The sequence below is a fragment of the Pseudomonas sp. 1 genome (genome assembly GCF_056626735.1).
In genome coordinates this window covers 35,874-50,847 of record NZ_JBWXMQ010000015.1, presented here as the reverse complement: position 1 = coordinate 50,847, position 14,974 = coordinate 35,874, and the positions used below count along the sequence as shown (strand labels likewise).

The window sequence follows — 14,974 nt, the reverse complement described above, 5'->3', positions numbered from 1 at the left end:
CATGCTCGATCCCAAACTGTTACGTAGCAACCTTCAGGACGTAGCGGACCGCCTGGCTTCCCGTGGCTTTGCCCTGGATGTCGCGCGCATCGAAGCGCTGGAAGAACAGCGCAAGACTGTCCAGACCCGCACCGAAGCACTGCAGGCTGAGCGTAACGCGCGTTCCAAATCCATCGGTCAGGCCAAGCAGCGCGGCGAAGACATTGCGCCGCTGATGGCGGACGTCGAGCGCATGGCGGGCGAACTGAGCGCCGGCAAAGTCGAACTGGACGCGATCCAGACCGAACTGGATTCGATCCTGCTGGGCATCCCGAACCTGCCGCACGAATCGGTACCGGTCGGCGAGGACGAAGACGGCAACGTCGAAGTCCGTCGCTGGGGCACTCCGACCGCTTTCGATTTCCCGGTTCAGGACCACGTGGCCCTGGGCGAGAAGTTCGGCTGGCTCGACTTCGAAACCGCCGCCAAGCTGTCTGGCGCCCGTTTCGCCCTGCTGCGCGGCCCGATTGCCCGTCTGCATCGCGCGCTGGCGCAGTTCATGATCAACCTGCACGTCACCGAGCACGGCTATGAAGAGGCCTACACGCCTTATCTGGTTCAGGCCCCGGCGCTGCAAGGTACCGGTCAACTGCCGAAGTTCGAAGAGGACCTGTTCAAGATCGGTCGTGAAGGCGAAGCCGATCTGTATCTGATCCCGACCGCCGAAGTGTCTCTGACCAACATCGTCGCCGGTGAAATCGTCGATTCGAAACAGCTGCCGATCAAATTCGTCGCCCACACTCCGTGCTTCCGCAGCGAAGCCGGCGCGTCGGGTCGTGACACCCGCGGCATGATCCGTCAGCACCAGTTCGACAAGGTCGAGATGGTCCAGATCGTCGAGCCGTCGAAGTCGATGGAAGCGCTGGAAGGCCTGACCGCCAACGCCGAGAAGGTCTTGCAACTGCTGGGTCTGCCATACCGTACCCTGGCGCTGTGCACCGGCGACATGGGCTTCAGCGCGGTCAAGACTTACGACCTGGAAGTGTGGATTCCGAGCCAGGACAAATACCGCGAAATCTCGTCGTGCTCCAACTGCGGCGACTTCCAGGCCCGCCGCATGCAGGCGCGTTTCCGCAACCCGGAAACCGGCAAGCCTGAGCTGGTGCACACCCTGAACGGTTCCGGCCTGGCGGTCGGTCGTACTCTGGTGGCCGTGCTGGAAAACTACCAGCAGGCCGACGGTTCGATCCGTGTGCCGGACGTGCTGAAGCCGTACATGGGTGGCCTTGAGGTCATCGGCTAAATGAAATATCTGCCGCTGTTTCACAACCTGCGCGGCAGTCGTGTGTTGGTTGTCGGTGGGGGGGAGATTGCCTTGCGCAAGTCCCGCCTGCTGGCCGATGCCGGTGCGCTGCTGCGGGTGGTTGCACCTGAAATCGAAGCGCAACTGCGCGAACTGGTTGCCGCCAGCGGTGGCGAATGCCTGCTGCGTGGCTACGCCGAAACGGATCTGGACGGTTGCGGGCTGATCATTGCCGCCACCGATGACGAAGCGTTGAACGCGCAGGTCTCCGCCGATGCTCATCGGCGTTGCGTACCGGTCAATGTGGTGGATGCGCCAGCGTTGTGCAGCGTGATCTTCCCGGCAATTGTCGATCGTTCGCCGCTGATCATCGCGGTCTCCAGTGGCGGCGATGCGCCGGTGCTGGCCCGGTTGATCCGCGCCAAGATCGAAACCTGGATTCCTTCGACCTACGGCCATCTGGCCGGTCTGGCCGCACGGTTTCGCGATCAGGTCAAAGGCCTGTTTCCCGATGTGCAGCAACGTCGCGGTTTTTGGGAGGACGTGTTCCAGGGGCCGATTGCCGATCGCCAGCTGGCTGGGCAGGGCGCCGAGGCCGAGCGTCTGTTGCAGGCGAAAATCGACGGCGAAGCGAGCGTAACCACCGGCGAGGTTTATCTGGTGGGCGCAGGGCCGGGCGATCCGGATCTGCTGACCTTCCGCGCCTTGCGTCTGATGCAGCAAGCCGATGTGGTGCTGTACGACCGCTTGGTGGCTCCGGCGATTCTTGAGCTTTGCCGCCGCGATGCCGAGCGGGTCTACGTCGGCAAGCGACGCGCCGATCACGCCGTGCCGCAGGATCAGATCAACCAGCAACTGGTGAATCTGGCCAAGGCCGGCAAGCGCGTGGTGCGGTTGAAGGGTGGGGATCCGTTCATCTTCGGCCGTGGCGGCGAAGAGATCGAGGAACTGGCGGCCCATGGCATCCCGTTCCAGGTGGTGCCGGGCATCACGGCGGCCAGCGGTTGCGCGGCGTATGCCGGGATTCCGCTGACTCATCGCGATTACGCGCAGTCGGTGCGTTTCGTCACCGGCCACCTGAAGGACGGTTCCAGCGATCTGCCATGGGCCGACCTCGTCGCGCCGGCGCAGACGCTGGTGTTCTACATGGGCCTGGTGGGGTTGCCGATCATTTGCGAGCAGTTGATCAAGCATGGTCGTGCAGCCGAAACGCCGGCCGCGCTGATCCAGCAGGGCACCACGGTCAATCAGCGAGTCTTCACCGGCACGTTGGCCGACCTGCCGCGTCTGGTGGCGGAGCATGAAGTGCATGCGCCGACGCTGGTGATCGTCGGCGAAGTGGTGCAACTGCGCGAGAAACTGGCCTGGTTCGAGGGCGCTCAGGGTCAAATCTGACGACTCTGAAGGGATTGTTCCCACGCTGTGGGAACAATCCTGCTTTCAACCTCTGCGCCAGATCCCTTTCCCGCTCAACCGGTTCCGGTCATGGGCAACAGTGAAATCCTGCTTCGGCCCCTTCGGCACAACTCCGGTCGGGTTGATGGTCTTGTGGCTGCCGTAGTAATGATTCTTGATGTGCTGGAAATCCACGGTCTCGGCAATGCCCGGCCACTGGTACATCTCCCGCAGCCAGTTCGACAGGTTCGGATAATCGCTGATCCGCCGCAGATTGCATTTGAAGTGCCCGTGGTACACCGCGTCGAAACGAATCACCGTGGTGAACAGACGCACGTCCGCCTCAGTCAGGTATTCGCCCGTCAGATAACGGTTGGCGCCCAGAACCTGCTCCAGATGATCCAGTTCGGCAAACACATCGTCGAACGCTTCTTCATAGGCTTTTTGCGAGGTGGCGAACCCGGCGCGATACACGCCGTTGTTCACGGCAGGGTAGATCCGCTCGTTCAGCGCATCGATCTCGCCGCGCAATGGCGCCGGATAGAAGTCCAGATCGTTGCCGGTCAAGTCATCGAAGGCACTGTTGAACATGCGGATGATCTCCGCCGATTCGTTGCTGACGATACGTTTCAGTTTCTTGTCCCATAGCACCGGTACGGTGACGCGGCCGGTGTAGTCGGCGGTGTCGGCGGTGTAGCGCTGATGCATGAAATCGAAGTGGTCGAGTTTGTCGCCGGTCGAACCGAGGTTCTGGTCGAAGGTCCAGCCGTTTTCCAGCATCAGCCAGCTGACGACTGACACGTCGATCAGGCTTTCCAGGCCCTTGAGCTTGCGCAGGATCAGCGTGCGATGAGCCCATGGACACGCCAGGGAGACGTAAAGGTGATAACGCCCGGCTTCGGCGGCAAAACCGCCTTCACCGCTCGGGCCCGGCTCGCCGTTGCGAGTGACCCAATTGCGGCGTTGCGCCTGTTCGCGCTGGAACGCGCCGTCCTTGCTGCTTTCGTACCACTTGTCCTGCCAGCGGCCGTCGACGAGTAAACCCATGATCAAGACTCCATAAACCAATATTCGTTGGAGCCGAGTCTATTCCGATGAGTTCGAACAAAAAGCGCAAAGATCGGGCGTTAATGATCGGTTAAATCGATTTGTCCCGCGCGGCCCAGTATTTCTCGGCGGTTTCGAAAGCCTGTTCACGGGAGTGGCCAAGGCCACGCAGTGCCAGCGCCATGGTCGAAATCAGCGCCATTTGCGGGTAGCTGTCGATCACATCGCCGCGCCAGACCGCCTTCAGATGCTCGACATCCAGCGACGCCGGTTTGACATGACGCTGCGTCGACAGTTGCGGCCATTCCTCGTCCCAGCTCTCGCCGCCGGTGGTGCCGTATAAGTGACTGTCGGCATCCGGGTTGATCTCGATTTCGCCGCCGTCACCCTTGATCACGATCGCCGTGTCACCGAGCAGGCCGCTGGCATCGCGATGCACCGCTTGGTAGCCGGGGTGGAAAATACTCTGCAGGCCGCAACGCGCACCCATTGGATTGAGGATTCGCGCCAGCGAATGGATCGGCGAGCGCAGGCCCAGGGTATTGCGCAGGTCGATCATCCTTTGCAGCTGCGGCGCCCAGTCCACCAGTGGCATGAACGCCAGGCCACCGTTATCCAGCGCCGCACCGACTTGCTGCCAGTTGCGGCACAGCGGAATGTTCAGCTCACCGAGCAACTGTTCGGAATACAAACGCCCGGCGGTGTGGGCGCCACCCCCGTGCATGAAGATGCGCACGCCGTTCTGCGCCAGGCACTTGGCAGCCAGCAGATACCACGGCAGGTGACGCTTCTTGCCTGCGTAGGTCGGCCAGTCCAGATCGACGTTCAGTGCCGGTGCCTGCAAGCGTTCACGCAGAGCTTCGGTGAAGCCGGCCATTTCCTCGGCGCTTTCTTCCTTGTGCCGCAGCAACATCAGGAACGCGCCGAGCTGGGTTTCCTCGACCGCTTCATCGAGCACCATGCCCATGGCTTGCCGGGCTTCCTCGCGGGTCAGGTCTCGGGCGCCGCGCTTGCCCTTGCCGAGGATACGCACGAACTGGGCGAACGGATGCTCGGCGGGCGTTTCGAGGGTCAGCGCTGGATAGTCGGTCATAGGCAATTCGTCGGTTTGGGCAGGCCCGCCAGTTTCGCGGCGAGTTTGGCAGGGGTGCCTTTGAACAGTCGGTTCAGGTGCAGGCTGTTGCCTTTCTCCGCGCCGAGTTTGAGCGCGGTGTACTTGATCAGCGGCCGGGTGGCCGGGGAGAGCTGGAATTCGGCATAGAAGCTGCGCAGCAGCTCGAGGACTTCCCAGTGTTCCGGGCTCAGTTCGATGTCTTCGGCAGCGGCGAGGGCGCTGGCGACTTCGGCCGACCAGTCGTTGAGGTCGACCAGAAAGCCGTCCTTGTCCAGTTCAATGGCGCGAGCGCCGACGGTCAGCGCACTCATAGCCAGCTGTTGACCTTGGCGTGGTGGATCGACAGCTCGACGAAGGCCGGGTAATCGATGGCTTCGGCCCAGTCCGGAACCTGCACGGCGCGGGCTTGCGCATCTTCGGCCAGCACGAACAATTTCACCTTGCGGAATTCCAGCGCACTGAACGGCGCAGTGCCGGGTTGTAGCGCATAAGCGGCATCGCCACACAGCAACAACGCATCGCTGGCACCCAGCAGACGCAGGCAACTGGTCAGGCGTTCGTCGCCGAACGGGGAATGGGACAACACATGCAGAGTCGACATCAGAGGGTGATCACCTGGTCGTAACGGTCAATGAGGGCGGTGATTTGCTCGGCGGCCAAAGGCTGCGCCTCGTCCAGCGAACGATTGACGAGGCCGCGAGCACTGGCGCTGTCGGCGCAGTAGAACAGCTCTTCGACACCGAACATCGGCAATGCTTGCAGGTTGGCGCTCAGGTCTTTCTGTTGCAGGGCCTTGGCATTCTGCCCGGCGGCGAGTTGCAACACACCGTCGTCGAGAAACAGCAGGCCGATCGGCAGATCGAACGCGCCACCGGCCAGCACGATGTCCAGCGCTTCGCGGGCGCCGGGGCCGGACCACGGCGATTGACGGCTGATAATCAGAAGGGACTTGGCCATGTCATGCGCCTCCGAAACAGATCAGGCGGTCGGCATCCTGCACCGCGTCATGCAACTGACCGAGGCCGGACAATTCCCACGGTGCGCTGACTGCCACGGCATCACGCTGATAACGTCCGGCTTCCTCGGCATTCAACACGCCACGGCGCAGGGCCGCGGCGATGCACACCACGCCGTCGAGGTTTTGTTCGGTGATGAAGGTTCGCCACTGCTTGGGCAGGTCCAGTTCGTCCTGCGGCGTGACCACGGCGTCGGACGCGTTGTGGACCCCGTCCTGATAGAAAAACAGCCGGACAATCTCATGCCCGCCAGCCAGCGCAGCCTGGGCGAACAGCAGGGCGCGGCGCGAGGACGGCGCATGGGCGGCGGAAAACAGCGCAATGGCGAACTTCATGACGGACTCGATCAGCAAAACTGCGGCCATGATAAAGCTTTCTCGGCGGGGCGGCGAAGTCGATGTTTCCCGCGCCCGTCTCGATGCGAACAGGAGGTTGTCAGCGCGGCATGTAGCCCAACTGCCAGCGCCGCGGAATTTTCAGGGTCAGTAGCCCCAGAACGCCTGCAAACAGTCCGCTGACCAACATCGCCTTGAGCCCCAGATGATGTTCCAGCACCGCCCCCAGAATGGCCCCGACCAGCATCCCGCTCCACGGCACCAGTTGCACCCGCCAGCCACTTCGCCGTTCGCCTAGCACCCACCGCCCCAATCCCCGGCCGAATCGTGACAGTGCGCCGGTGACATACGTCAGCCCGACCGGCAGACCGTTCACTTCTTCCACCGCCGCGTTGAGCATGCCCATCGCAATGATCGCCGCCAGCAGGGCCGGCAGTTGCGTGTCAAAGGGCCAGGCTGCCAAACAGAGCAGAGCGGCGATGGACAGCAGCAATGGCAGCGCCCGTCGTCCACCCAGTCGGCTGACCACGACACCCAGGGCATTGCCGACAATGAACGTCGCCACCAGCAGGATCAGCCTCAATGTCAGTCCGCTGTCACCCTCGCTGATCGCCACTGCCAGTCGCGTTGTGTTGCCGCTCATGAAGGAAACGAAATCGCCGCTGGCCATGAAGCCGATGGCGTCGGTCATGCCGGCCAATACCGACAGACAGGCAACCAGCGCCAGGCCAACACGGCCGCGCCATTTCTGTATGTGAAGGTGTCCGGGGCTGGCGCGGTGGGTCGAGGTGGAAGGCAGCATCGAGGCAGCATCCTTGTGCAGGGGTTACGGTTCTATGCCATACAGATCGCAATATTCCAGCCAGTCCATCCCGGCCATTTCCGCTACTTCGCGATGCACTTCCAGGCGTTGCGCCTGGTACTCCTCGGGCGTCGCGGCGGTGAGCTGCAACGTCAGTTCCCAGGCAAACAACCCTTGGCTTTCGGCCTCGGCTTCGAAAGCTTCGTGCAGCCGTTCTTCGCGGTACTGCGCCTGGGTTTCGCCCTTGGCCTGGGCCAGTAGCGGGTTGAGGTGGTCGAGGGTTTCGCGCAGTTCCGCATGCGCATCGAGAAACAGTTTCAGGGCCTGTTCGTGTCGCTGTTCAGTAGGCGCCATGGGCTTTCCTTGTAAGGCGGATGACCGTTAATGTGCCGCAGCGGCCCGCCTGTGTCGCGCTCTAAATGCAGTAAAGCAGAACGTTTTTTGGCGTTGCGGTGATACAGTCCGCTTTTTTCCGAATGAGCGAATGCAATGCGAATGCTGATGGTGGCACTGGCGGCAACCCTGCTGGCCGGTTGCGCGGGTTCGGCGATGGAAGATGCCCGCACGCAAACCCCTTACAAGACCCTGAATTCGGACAAGCCCGAAAAAGACGTGGCCCGGTGTGTGCAATTCGCCTGGCAGGACGAAGCGGTGTTCGGCGTGGACGCGGCGGCGTATCTGCAACCGGGCAAGAAGGGCGGTTCGACGGTCTATACGCGCTCGGCGGAGTCGTTTGTCGACTTGACCACGGAGGCGTCCGGCACCGTGCTGAATTACTACGCGCAGAAGGATGATTTTGTGGCCAAGCGCCGCTTGGCGGCACTGGCAACCTGTCTGTAAAGAGGCAGCTGGATGCGTTGACGCTACGCGCCCCGCGCCAGCCTGCGGGCGAGGGGCGCTGAATTCAATCAATCAAGCGCTTCTGGAAGAAATGCCGCTTGTGCCCCAGCGGGTAATCCGCAATCTCGCCACACTCGATATACCCCAGTTTTTTGTAGAACCCGGGCGCCTGAAAATCAAAGGTATCGAGCCAGATCCCTACGCAGTCTTTTTCCCGGGCGAATTCCTCGACCATTTGCATCAGCTTCGAGCCGATTCCCTGTCCCCGACCTTCCTCCGGCACCGCCAGCAACTCGATAAACAGCCACCGATAGAACGTGTGCCCATAAAGGCCACCGAGGATCGCGTCATTATCGTCGCGCACCAGCAGAGCAACCGGTTCGTACAGCGAAGGCCCGGCCTTGGCGATGTTATGGGCACGCAGGGGCGCCAGGATGGCTGCGCGCTGTTCTTCGGTGGGGTCTTGTGACAGCTCGATCCGCAACGTCATGTTGTCTTCCTTGTAGTAATGAATCGGCAGCCTATCGCGCCGCAGCCGATTCAGGCAAACGCTTGGAACCGTCGCTGTTGTGCCGGGGTCTAGCCCTTTAGGGCGTCCATCCGGAACGCGTTTGCCTGGGAGATTCCATGAACATTTTCGAAGCCCTTCGTGAAAGCCACGACCGTCAGCGGACCTACGCGAAATCGTTGATCGAGACCAGCGGTGACACCCCGGAAAGGGTCGAGGCCTACAAGCAGTTGAAGGCTGAGTTGCAGGCCCACGAAACGGCCGAAGAGCGCCACTTCTATATCCCGCTGATGGAGTTCGACAACGGTATCGACCTCAGCCGCCATGCCATTGCCGAACACCATGAAATGGACGAGATGATGGAAGAACTCGACGAGATCGAGATGTCCAGTCCGGCCTGGCTGGCCACGGCGAAAAAGCTTTCGGAGAAAGTCCATCACCACCTGCAGGAAGAAGAGCAGAAGTTCTTCCAGATGGCCGGCAAGCTGCTCGACGACAAGCAAAAGGAACAGCTCGCCGGGCAATATGAAAAGGAGTTCAAGGCACAGCTTTCCTGAACCGCTGAATGCAGGTTTTTGCAATAACGCGGTGTAGTCCTTTTGCCATGCGTTGAGTGAGCCTCATCGCAGTGCACTGTGTTTATATACAGTATTTTCGGCGTTTTTTGAATTTCGTCGAGGCAGACTGCGACAAAACCGCCGATGGACAAAAAATCCTCCTCCGTTAGCTTGAAGGCCTCTCCTTGGACAGGAGAGTTCTTAAATCAACGGAGTGAAAAACATGAATCAACCACAAGCTCAAACTCAACTGCGACACGGTCGCGTCATTTCCCCTGCAAGCCGCGGTGCGGTGGCCATCGAGCAAGGATTGCTCGGCGGCTGGCAGGTCAATGAAATGGAAGGCGGCAAGAACTTCCCGGCACTCGCGGCCGGCCCGTTTCCCGCGCCATTCGAAAGCGACAATCCGAGCGTCGTGCCGCCCGCTGACGGCTATATTCTCAGTGGCGGCAAAAACGACGCACGTGATTGCGTGAACTTCACCGCAGAAGAAATGAGCAAGAAACTCGGACGTCCGTTCTCCTGGCCGCTGCTCAATGTCACCCCCGGCCAGACCCTTGAGGTCAAGTGGGAGTACACCGCGCCGCACACCACCCGCGGTTACCGCTGGCTGATCACCAAGGATGGCTGGGACCCGAAACAACGCATCACGCGAGCGCAACTGGAGGCGCAGCCGTTCGCCGAGGATTTCTATCCGCAAGTGCCTTATTACAGTCACTCGGCGGAATTGAAAGCCAAGGTCAACCACGCCGTGAAACTTCCCGGCAACAAGCAGGGGCATCACGTCATCGTCCTGATGTGGATCGTCGCCAACACCGGCAACGCCTTCTATCAGGCCTTCGATGTGGACTTCAAATAAGCTCGCAATGCCAAACCCACAGGTTCTGAAGGATTAGAACATGTCAAACATCGACTTCACCCTATTGAAAAACCAGGCCAGCGACGCGGCGTCGCTGATGCCGACACTTGCCAGCAAGAAGATCCTCATGGGCTTCTGGCACAACTGGCCAGCCGGACCGAGCGATGGTTACCAGCGCGGCCAGTTCGCCAACATCGCTCTGGAAAACGTGCCGAAGGAATACAACGTGGTCGCGGTGGCCTTCATGAAGGGCAGCGGGATTCCGACCTTCAAGCCGTTCAACGTCTCCGATGCCGAGTTCCGCCGTCAGGTTGGCGTGCTCAACAGTCAGGGGCGGGCCGTGCTGATTTCCCTGGGCGGTGCCGATGCGCACATCGACTTGCGCCCCGGCCAGGAGCAACCGCTGGCCAATGAAATCATCCGTCTGGTGGAAACCTACGGCTTCGACGGCCTGGACATCGATCTTGAACAGAGCGCGATTGATTTCGCTGCCAACAAGACCGTCCTGCCCGCCGCACTGAAACTGGTCAAGGATCATTACGCCGGCCAAGGCAAGCATTTCATCATCAGCATGGCGCCGGAGTTTCCGTACCTGACCACCTCCGGCAAATACGTCGGTTACTTGCAGGCGCTGGAAGGTTATTACGACTTCATCGCTCCGCAGTTCTATAACCAGGGTGGCGACGGGGTCTGGGTGCCGGAAGCCAATAACGGCAAAGGAGCGTGGATCGCCCAGAACAACGATGCGATGAAAGAGGACTTCCTCTATTACCTGACCGAGAGCCTGGTGACCGGCACTCGCGGTTTCACGAAGATCCCGGCGGACAAATTCGTCATCGGCCTGCCGGCCAACGTCGATGCCGCTGCCACCGGTTACGTGATCGACAAGACCGTGGTCGGTAACGCGATGAAACGCCTGGCGGTCAAAGGGCATCCGATCAAGGGGCTGATGACCTGGTCGGTGAACTGGGATAACGGCACCAGCAAGGATCGCGTGTCGTACAACTGGGAGTTCAGTCGGCGTTATGGACCGCTGATTCACGGGGCGCCGTCTGCGGCGCAGGGCACTGATGCAGCAACCATGAACGTGGCTCATCAGTAGTCAATGAAGTAAAAGCCCGGTAGCGCTGCCGGGCTTTTTTTCGTCGGCGGTTCGCATCATTTCACCTACCATGGCCATCTTCCGAATGACAAAAAGGATCAGGCGTCATGTCCAACACAACCGAGCGGGTCAACATCGTCGATACCCAGGTGTTGTCCCACGACTGGTATCTGCTGAAGAAAATCACCTTCGACTATCGCCGCAACAACGGTGACTGGCAGCGTCAGACGCGCGAGGTCTACGACCGTGGCAATGGCGCGGCGATTCTGCTGTTCAACCGCGAGCAACGCACCGTGGTGCTGACCCGACAATTCCGCCTGCCGGTGTTCGTCAACGGTCACGACGGTTTGCTGATTGAAGTGGCGGCCGGGTTGCTTGAAGGTGCGGCGCCTGAGCAGCGCATCCGTGACGAAGCCGAGGAAGAAACCGGCTACCGCGTGCATGACGTGAAGAAGGTGTTCGAGGCCTACATGAGTCCCGGCTCGGTGACCGAGAAGTTGCACTTTTTCATCGCCGAGTACGATGCCTCGTCAAAGGTCAGTGAAGGGGGCGGTCTGGAAGAGGAGACCGAAGAACTTGAAGTGCTGGAGTGGCGTTTCGACGACGCGCTGGCGGCGTTCCAGCGTGGTGAGATCTGCGATGCCAAGACCATCATGCTGCTGCAATATGCGGCGATGAATAACCTGTTTGGCGGTTAAAACAGATCACCGGTTTTGCCAATGTCCGACCACTGGCCACCCTCAAGGGTCAGCAAGCGCTCCTTGGCTTCCAGGCCTCCGGCAAACCCGGTCAGTTTTCCTGATGCGCCGATGACTCGATGGCACGGCGCGATGATCGAAATCGGATTGCGCCCGTTTGCCGCGCCGACCGCACGCACCGCGCTCGGATGGCCGATCTGTTCGGCGATCTTGCGGTAGGTGCGGGTTTCGCCAAACGGAATGGTGAGTAGTGCGTCCCAGACTTTTTTCTGGAACTCGGTGCCGGCAAAGTCCAGCTCCAGATCGAACGCGTTTCGCGTGCCTGCAAAATATTCTTCCAGCTGTCGCGCGGTTTTCATCAACACCGGGTTGTCCGGTGCCTCGCTCATCGGTCCGAGGCGCACCCGGTTCGGTTTGTCGTTTTCCCAGAGGATGGCAGCCAGACGTGAACCGTTCGCGACCAGCTTCAACTCGCCGACGGGCGAGGGCAGGGTGATGAACGTGTAGGCCATGGAAAAAACTCCGGTACGGGGGCGAAAACTGCGCCCAGCATACTGCCGGATCGGGGAGGCGCAAACCGTAAACGCGACCATACTGGCTGATGCTCTTGAAGCGCTTTCCTACCTTATAAAAAGAAGAGACCGACTCATGAAGTACGAACCTTTTGCCAAATCGCTGATTGCGACCTCATTGGCGCTGAGCTGCCTGATGGCCCACGCCGCTTCGGTTGCCCCGGTTGCCGCCGAAAACGGCATGGTGGTCACCGCCCAGCACCTGGCCACTCACGTGGGCGTCGACGTCTTGAAAAGTGGTGGCAACGCGGTGGATGCGGCGGTTGCCGTGGGTTATGCACTGGCGGTGGTTTACCCGGCGGCGGGTAACCTCGGTGGCGGTGGTTTCATGACCATTCAACTGGCGGACGGACGCAAGACCTTCCTCGACTTCCGGGAAAAAGCCCCGCTGGCCGCAACGGCCAACATGTACCTGGACAAGGACGGCAACGTCATTCCGGACCTGAGTACCCGTGGCCACCTCGCGGTGGGCGTTCCGGGCACCGTGTCCGGCATGGAGCTGGCGCTGAGCAAGTACGGCACCAAACCGCGCAAGGACATGATTGCCCCGGCGATCAAACTGGCGGAAGAAGGTTTCGAGCTGCAACAGGGCGACGTCGAACTGCTGGAGTACGCTACCGACGTGTTCAAGAAGGACATCAAGGATTCCGGCGCGATCTTCCTGAGCAACGGCGAGCCGATGCAGGTCGGGCAGAAACTGGTGCAGAAGGATCTGGGCAAAACCCTGCGCACCATTTCCGAAAAAGGCGCCGATGGCTTCTACAAAGGCTGGGTGGCCGACGCCATCGTGACGTCCAGCCAGGCCAACAAGGGCATCATCACCCAGGCCGACCTCGACAAATACAAGACCCGCGAACTGGCCCCGGTGGAGTGCGACTATCGTGGCTACCACGTTGTGTCGGCACCACCACCGAGCTCCGGCGGGGTGGTGATCTGCCAGATCATGAACATTCTCGAAGGCTACCCGATGAAGGATCTGGGCTTCCATTCGGCCCAGGGCATGCACTACCAGATCGAGGCGATGCGCCACGCGTACGTGGATCGCAACAGCTACCTGGGCGACCCGGACTTTGTGAAAAACCCGATCGAGCACCTGCTGGACAAGAACTACGCAACCAAACTGCGTAACGCGATCCAGCCGCAGAAGGCCGGCGTGTCGGCGGAGCTCAAACCCGGTGTCGCACCTCATGAAGGCAGCAACACCACGCACTACTCAATCGTCGACAAATGGGGCAACGCGGTCTCGGTCACCTACACCCTCAACGACTGGTTCGGCGCGGGCGTGATGGCGAGCAAGACCGGGGTGATCCTCAACGATGAAATGGACGACTTCACTTCCAAGGTCGGCGTGCCGAACATGTACGGCCTGGTGCAGGGTGAAGCCAACGCTATCGCCCCGGGCAAGGCGCCGCTGTCATCGATGAGCCCGACCATCGTCACCAAGGACGGCAAGGTGGTGATGGTGGTCGGTACGCCGGGCGGCAGTCGCATCATCACCGCGACGTTGCTGACCATGCTCAACGTCATCGACTACGGCATGGGCCTGCAGGAGGCGGTCGACGCGCCGCGCTTCCACCAGCAGTGGATGCCGGAGGAAACCAACCTCGAAGACTTCGCCGCCAGCCCCGACACGAAGAAGATCCTCGAGAGCTGGGGCCACAAGTTCGCCGGGCCGCAGGACGCCAACCATATCGCCGCGATTCTGGTCGGTGCACCGTCGCTGGGTGGCAAACCGGTCGGCAAGAACCGCTTCTACGGCGCCAACGATCCACGGCGCAACACCGGGTTGTCATTGGGTTACTGAGCGGAGTAAAAAGGGGCGGGCACACGTCCGCCCCTGTCTCAAGGACCGATCAAGGAAGGCTCACCATGACCACCGCATTGCTGATCATCGATGTCCAGCGCGCCCTGTGCGCAGGCGAGTACGAGTGCCACGACGCCAAGCGGGTAATCGACACCATCAACGGCCTCAGCGCCCGCGCCCGCAAGTCGGGCATTCCAGTGGTGCTGATCCAGCACAGCGAAAAGGACAGCCCGTTCGCTCACGGTGCCGAAGGCTGGCAACTGGCTGAAGGACTGGAAACCGCGCCCGGCGATTTGCGCGTCGACAAGACTGCCAACGACTCGTTCTACCAGACCAACCTGCAGAAACTGATCCCCCGGGAGGACTTCGACCGCCTGGTGATCTGCGGTATGCAAACCGATTACTGCGTCAACGCCACCGTGCGTCAGGCCCACCAGCTGGGGTACGACGTGGAACTGGCGGCCGACGCCCATACGACGGTCGACAACGGCAACATGAGCGCCGAAGACATCATCGCCGAGTACAACAAGGATTGGGCGCATCTGAGCGGTTCCGTGGCGCGGATCGATGTGAAGCCGGCGGCCCAGATTACGTTCTGATGGGTTATCACAGTCATTGTGGGAGCGAGCTTGCTCGCGATGGCATTCGTTCAGTCACCGATGATGTTGAATGTGCTGCCCTTATCGCGAGCAAGCTCGCTCCCACACTGACGCGTGTGAATCACGCCATTTGCAACCGCCGTACCACGGCCTGAAACCGCTCCGATTCTACCCACTGCGGATCCGCGTCCTCCACCAGCAACATGATCCCCAGGTGATGCTCCAGGTGAAGGGTGATCACCTGACCGTCGACTGCCAGGTCCCAGTAACACTGATCCAGACCGCTGGCCTGGGTTGTCCAGGTTCCGCTCAGCGTCTGCTGGAGCTCATCGGCGATGCGCTTGAAGGATTCTGTGTCCGAACTGCCCGACAAGTGAATATCTGACTCGGCCATGTGTTGCTCCTTGAATGACGTCGGGAATAAGCGAAGGCATATTGCGACCG

At 60.7% G+C, this 14,974-nt stretch carries 19 protein-coding genes and 1 pseudogene; 9 read left to right on the top strand and 11 right to left on the bottom strand.

The annotated features are described in order from the left end of the window. Nucleotide 1: 1 nt before the first annotated feature. Complete coding sequence (gene serS, locus AC1MDC_RS21640) at nucleotides 2–1,282, top strand: serine--tRNA ligase (protein ID WP_085703231.1); 1,281 nt, start codon at nucleotides 2–4, stop codon at nucleotides 1,280–1,282. Further along, entirely contained in the window at nucleotides 1,283–2,677 is a 1,395-nt protein-coding gene (gene cysG, locus AC1MDC_RS21635; RefSeq protein ID WP_085699152.1) for a siroheme synthase CysG, read from the top strand. A 45-nt stretch (nucleotides 2,678–2,722) separates the two neighbouring features. On the opposite strand, the gene AC1MDC_RS21630 is transcribed toward cysG, so the two are convergent. The 8 genes from AC1MDC_RS21630 to AC1MDC_RS21595 form a co-directional block, all read right to left on the bottom strand. Then, nucleotides 2,723–3,724: a glutathione S-transferase family protein gene (locus AC1MDC_RS21630; protein WP_085699155.1), complete on the bottom strand. Its 1,002-nt coding sequence runs from the start codon at nucleotides 3,722–3,724 to the stop codon at nucleotides 2,723–2,725. 91 nt (nucleotides 3,725–3,815) lie between these two features. Beyond that, nucleotides 3,816–4,817: a glycosyl transferase family protein gene (locus AC1MDC_RS21625; RefSeq protein WP_480393619.1), complete on the bottom strand. Its 1,002-nt coding sequence runs from the start codon at nucleotides 4,815–4,817 to the stop codon at nucleotides 3,816–3,818. Continuing rightward, on the bottom strand, nucleotides 4,814–5,149 hold the full coding sequence (locus tag AC1MDC_RS21620) for a TusE/DsrC/DsvC family sulfur relay protein (protein WP_085699159.1): 336 nt from the start codon (nucleotides 5,147–5,149) through the stop codon (nucleotides 4,814–4,816). Before AC1MDC_RS21620 ends, AC1MDC_RS21625 begins: the two co-directional genes overlap by 4 nt. Further along, the gene (gene tusB, locus AC1MDC_RS21615; protein ID WP_085699161.1) at nucleotides 5,146–5,439 is read right to left on the bottom strand and encodes a sulfurtransferase complex subunit TusB; all 294 of its coding nucleotides are present in this window, start codon (nucleotides 5,437–5,439) and stop codon (nucleotides 5,146–5,148) included. Before tusB ends, AC1MDC_RS21620 begins: the two co-directional genes overlap by 4 nt. After that, nucleotides 5,439–5,795, bottom strand: coding sequence for a sulfurtransferase complex subunit TusC (gene tusC / locus AC1MDC_RS21610; protein ID WP_085703228.1), 357 nt, complete (start codon nucleotides 5,793–5,795; stop codon nucleotides 5,439–5,441). The genes tusB and tusC overlap by 1 nt, the downstream gene beginning before the upstream one ends. A gap of 1 nt (nucleotide 5,796) precedes the next feature. After that, nucleotides 5,797–6,189 carry a sulfurtransferase complex subunit TusD gene (gene tusD / locus AC1MDC_RS21605; protein ID WP_085699276.1) on the bottom strand — a complete coding sequence of 131 codons (393 nt, stop codon included), beginning with the start codon at nucleotides 6,187–6,189 and terminating at the stop codon, nucleotides 5,797–5,799. 100 nt (nucleotides 6,190–6,289) lie between these two features. Continuing rightward, on the bottom strand, nucleotides 6,290–6,991 hold the full coding sequence (locus AC1MDC_RS21600) for a YoaK family protein (protein WP_085699165.1): 702 nt from the start codon (nucleotides 6,989–6,991) through the stop codon (nucleotides 6,290–6,292). Nucleotides 6,992–7,015: 24 nt separating this feature from the next. Beyond that, nucleotides 7,016–7,345 (bottom strand): DUF6388 family protein, encoded by a 330-nt coding sequence (locus tag AC1MDC_RS21595; protein ID WP_085703226.1) that lies wholly within the window; start codon nucleotides 7,343–7,345, stop codon nucleotides 7,016–7,018. Between the two features lie 135 nt (nucleotides 7,346–7,480). On the opposite strand from AC1MDC_RS21595, the gene AC1MDC_RS21590 reads away from it, so the two are divergent. Further along, entirely contained in the window at nucleotides 7,481–7,831 is a 351-nt protein-coding gene (locus AC1MDC_RS21590) for a hypothetical protein (RefSeq protein WP_085699169.1), read from the top strand. Nucleotides 7,832–7,895: 64 nt separating this feature from the next. Here the strand turns inward: AC1MDC_RS21590 and AC1MDC_RS21585 are convergent, their stop codons facing one another. Further along, a complete protein-coding gene (locus AC1MDC_RS21585) occupies nucleotides 7,896–8,321 on the bottom strand; it encodes a GNAT family N-acetyltransferase (RefSeq protein WP_234205604.1) in 426 nt (141 codons plus the stop codon). A 137-nt stretch (nucleotides 8,322–8,458) separates the two neighbouring features. On the opposite strand from AC1MDC_RS21585, the gene AC1MDC_RS21580 reads away from it, so the two are divergent. The 4 genes and pseudogenes from AC1MDC_RS21580 to AC1MDC_RS21565 all read left to right on the top strand — a co-directional run bounded on the left by AC1MDC_RS21580 (nucleotide 8,459) and on the right by AC1MDC_RS21565 (nucleotide 11,555). Beyond that, complete coding sequence (locus tag AC1MDC_RS21580) at nucleotides 8,459–8,896, top strand: hemerythrin domain-containing protein (protein WP_480393618.1); 438 nt, start codon at nucleotides 8,459–8,461, stop codon at nucleotides 8,894–8,896. A 223-nt stretch (nucleotides 8,897–9,119) separates the two neighbouring features. After that, nucleotides 9,120–9,755, top strand: a complete 636-nt coding sequence (locus AC1MDC_RS21575) for a lytic polysaccharide monooxygenase auxiliary activity family 9 protein (RefSeq protein ID WP_007958235.1) — start codon at nucleotides 9,120–9,122, stop codon at nucleotides 9,753–9,755. A gap of 40 nt (nucleotides 9,756–9,795) precedes the next feature. Next, nucleotides 9,796–10,821, top strand: a pseudogene (locus tag AC1MDC_RS21570) (chitinase); the annotation flags it as partial. Nucleotides 10,822–10,964: 143 nt separating this feature from the next. Continuing rightward, nucleotides 10,965–11,555, top strand: a complete 591-nt coding sequence (locus AC1MDC_RS21565) for an NUDIX domain-containing protein (protein WP_085703222.1) — start codon at nucleotides 10,965–10,967, stop codon at nucleotides 11,553–11,555. Here AC1MDC_RS21565 and AC1MDC_RS21560 read toward each other — a convergent pair. Continuing rightward, entirely contained in the window at nucleotides 11,552–12,067 is a 516-nt protein-coding gene (locus AC1MDC_RS21560) for a methylated-DNA--[protein]-cysteine S-methyltransferase (protein WP_480393617.1), read from the bottom strand. The two genes, AC1MDC_RS21565 and AC1MDC_RS21560, sit on opposite strands and share 4 nt — an antisense overlap. A gap of 136 nt (nucleotides 12,068–12,203) precedes the next feature. Between AC1MDC_RS21560 and ggt the strand changes: the two genes are divergently transcribed. Beyond that, nucleotides 12,204–13,931 (top strand): gamma-glutamyltransferase, encoded by a 1,728-nt coding sequence (gene ggt / locus AC1MDC_RS21555; protein WP_085703221.1) that lies wholly within the window; start codon nucleotides 12,204–12,206, stop codon nucleotides 13,929–13,931. A 65-nt stretch (nucleotides 13,932–13,996) separates the two neighbouring features. Further along, nucleotides 13,997–14,530 (top strand): cysteine hydrolase family protein, encoded by a 534-nt coding sequence (locus AC1MDC_RS21550; RefSeq protein ID WP_085703220.1) that lies wholly within the window; start codon nucleotides 13,997–13,999, stop codon nucleotides 14,528–14,530. Nucleotides 14,531–14,651: 121 nt separating this feature from the next. On the opposite strand, the gene AC1MDC_RS21545 is transcribed toward AC1MDC_RS21550, so the two are convergent. After that, entirely contained in the window at nucleotides 14,652–14,924 is a 273-nt protein-coding gene (locus AC1MDC_RS21545; protein WP_227232926.1) for a DUF3630 family protein, read from the bottom strand. Nucleotides 14,925–14,974 lie beyond the last annotated feature (50 nt).

Excerpts from the sequence above, each read along its gene's own strand:
- AC1MDC_RS21545 (WP_227232926.1), bottom strand. The coding sequence starts at position 14,924 with ATGGCCGAGTCAGATATTCACTTGTCGGGCAGTTCGGACACAGAATCC.
- serS (WP_085703231.1), top strand. The coding sequence starts at position 2 with ATGCTCGATCCCAAACTGTTACGTAGCAACCTTCAGGACGTAGCGGAC.
- AC1MDC_RS21590 (WP_085699169.1), top strand. The coding sequence starts at position 7,481 with ATGCGAATGCTGATGGTGGCACTGGCGGCAACCCTGCTGGCCGGTTGC.
- ggt (WP_085703221.1), top strand. The coding sequence starts at position 12,204 with ATGAAGTACGAACCTTTTGCCAAATCGCTGATTGCGACCTCATTGGCG.
- tusD (WP_085699276.1), bottom strand. The coding sequence starts at position 6,189 with ATGAAGTTCGCCATTGCGCTGTTTTCCGCCGCCCATGCGCCGTCCTCG.
- AC1MDC_RS21550 (WP_085703220.1), top strand. The coding sequence starts at position 13,997 with ATGACCACCGCATTGCTGATCATCGATGTCCAGCGCGCCCTGTGCGCA.
- AC1MDC_RS21625 (WP_480393619.1), bottom strand. The coding sequence starts at position 4,817 with ATGACCGACTATCCAGCGCTGACCCTCGAAACGCCCGCCGAGCATCCG.
- AC1MDC_RS21595 (WP_085703226.1), bottom strand. The coding sequence starts at position 7,345 with ATGGCGCCTACTGAACAGCGACACGAACAGGCCCTGAAACTGTTTCTC.
- AC1MDC_RS21630 (WP_085699155.1), bottom strand. The coding sequence starts at position 3,724 with ATGGGTTTACTCGTCGACGGCCGCTGGCAGGACAAGTGGTACGAAAGC.
- AC1MDC_RS21585 (WP_234205604.1), bottom strand. The coding sequence starts at position 8,321 with ATGACGTTGCGGATCGAGCTGTCACAAGACCCCACCGAAGAACAGCGC.
- AC1MDC_RS21620 (WP_085699159.1), bottom strand. The coding sequence starts at position 5,149 with ATGAGTGCGCTGACCGTCGGCGCTCGCGCCATTGAACTGGACAAGGAC.
- AC1MDC_RS21575 (WP_007958235.1), top strand. The coding sequence starts at position 9,120 with ATGAATCAACCACAAGCTCAAACTCAACTGCGACACGGTCGCGTCATT.
- AC1MDC_RS21580 (WP_480393618.1), top strand. The coding sequence starts at position 8,459 with ATGAACATTTTCGAAGCCCTTCGTGAAAGCCACGACCGTCAGCGGACC.
- AC1MDC_RS21600 (WP_085699165.1), bottom strand. The coding sequence starts at position 6,991 with ATGCTGCCTTCCACCTCGACCCACCGCGCCAGCCCCGGACACCTTCAC.
- tusC (WP_085703228.1), bottom strand. The coding sequence starts at position 5,795 with ATGGCCAAGTCCCTTCTGATTATCAGCCGTCAATCGCCGTGGTCCGGC.
- AC1MDC_RS21565 (WP_085703222.1), top strand. The coding sequence starts at position 10,965 with ATGTCCAACACAACCGAGCGGGTCAACATCGTCGATACCCAGGTGTTG.
- tusB (WP_085699161.1), bottom strand. The coding sequence starts at position 5,439 with ATGTCGACTCTGCATGTGTTGTCCCATTCCCCGTTCGGCGACGAACGC.
- cysG (WP_085699152.1), top strand. The coding sequence starts at position 1,283 with ATGAAATATCTGCCGCTGTTTCACAACCTGCGCGGCAGTCGTGTGTTG.
- AC1MDC_RS21560 (WP_480393617.1), bottom strand. The coding sequence starts at position 12,067 with ATGGCCTACACGTTCATCACCCTGCCCTCGCCCGTCGGCGAGTTGAAG.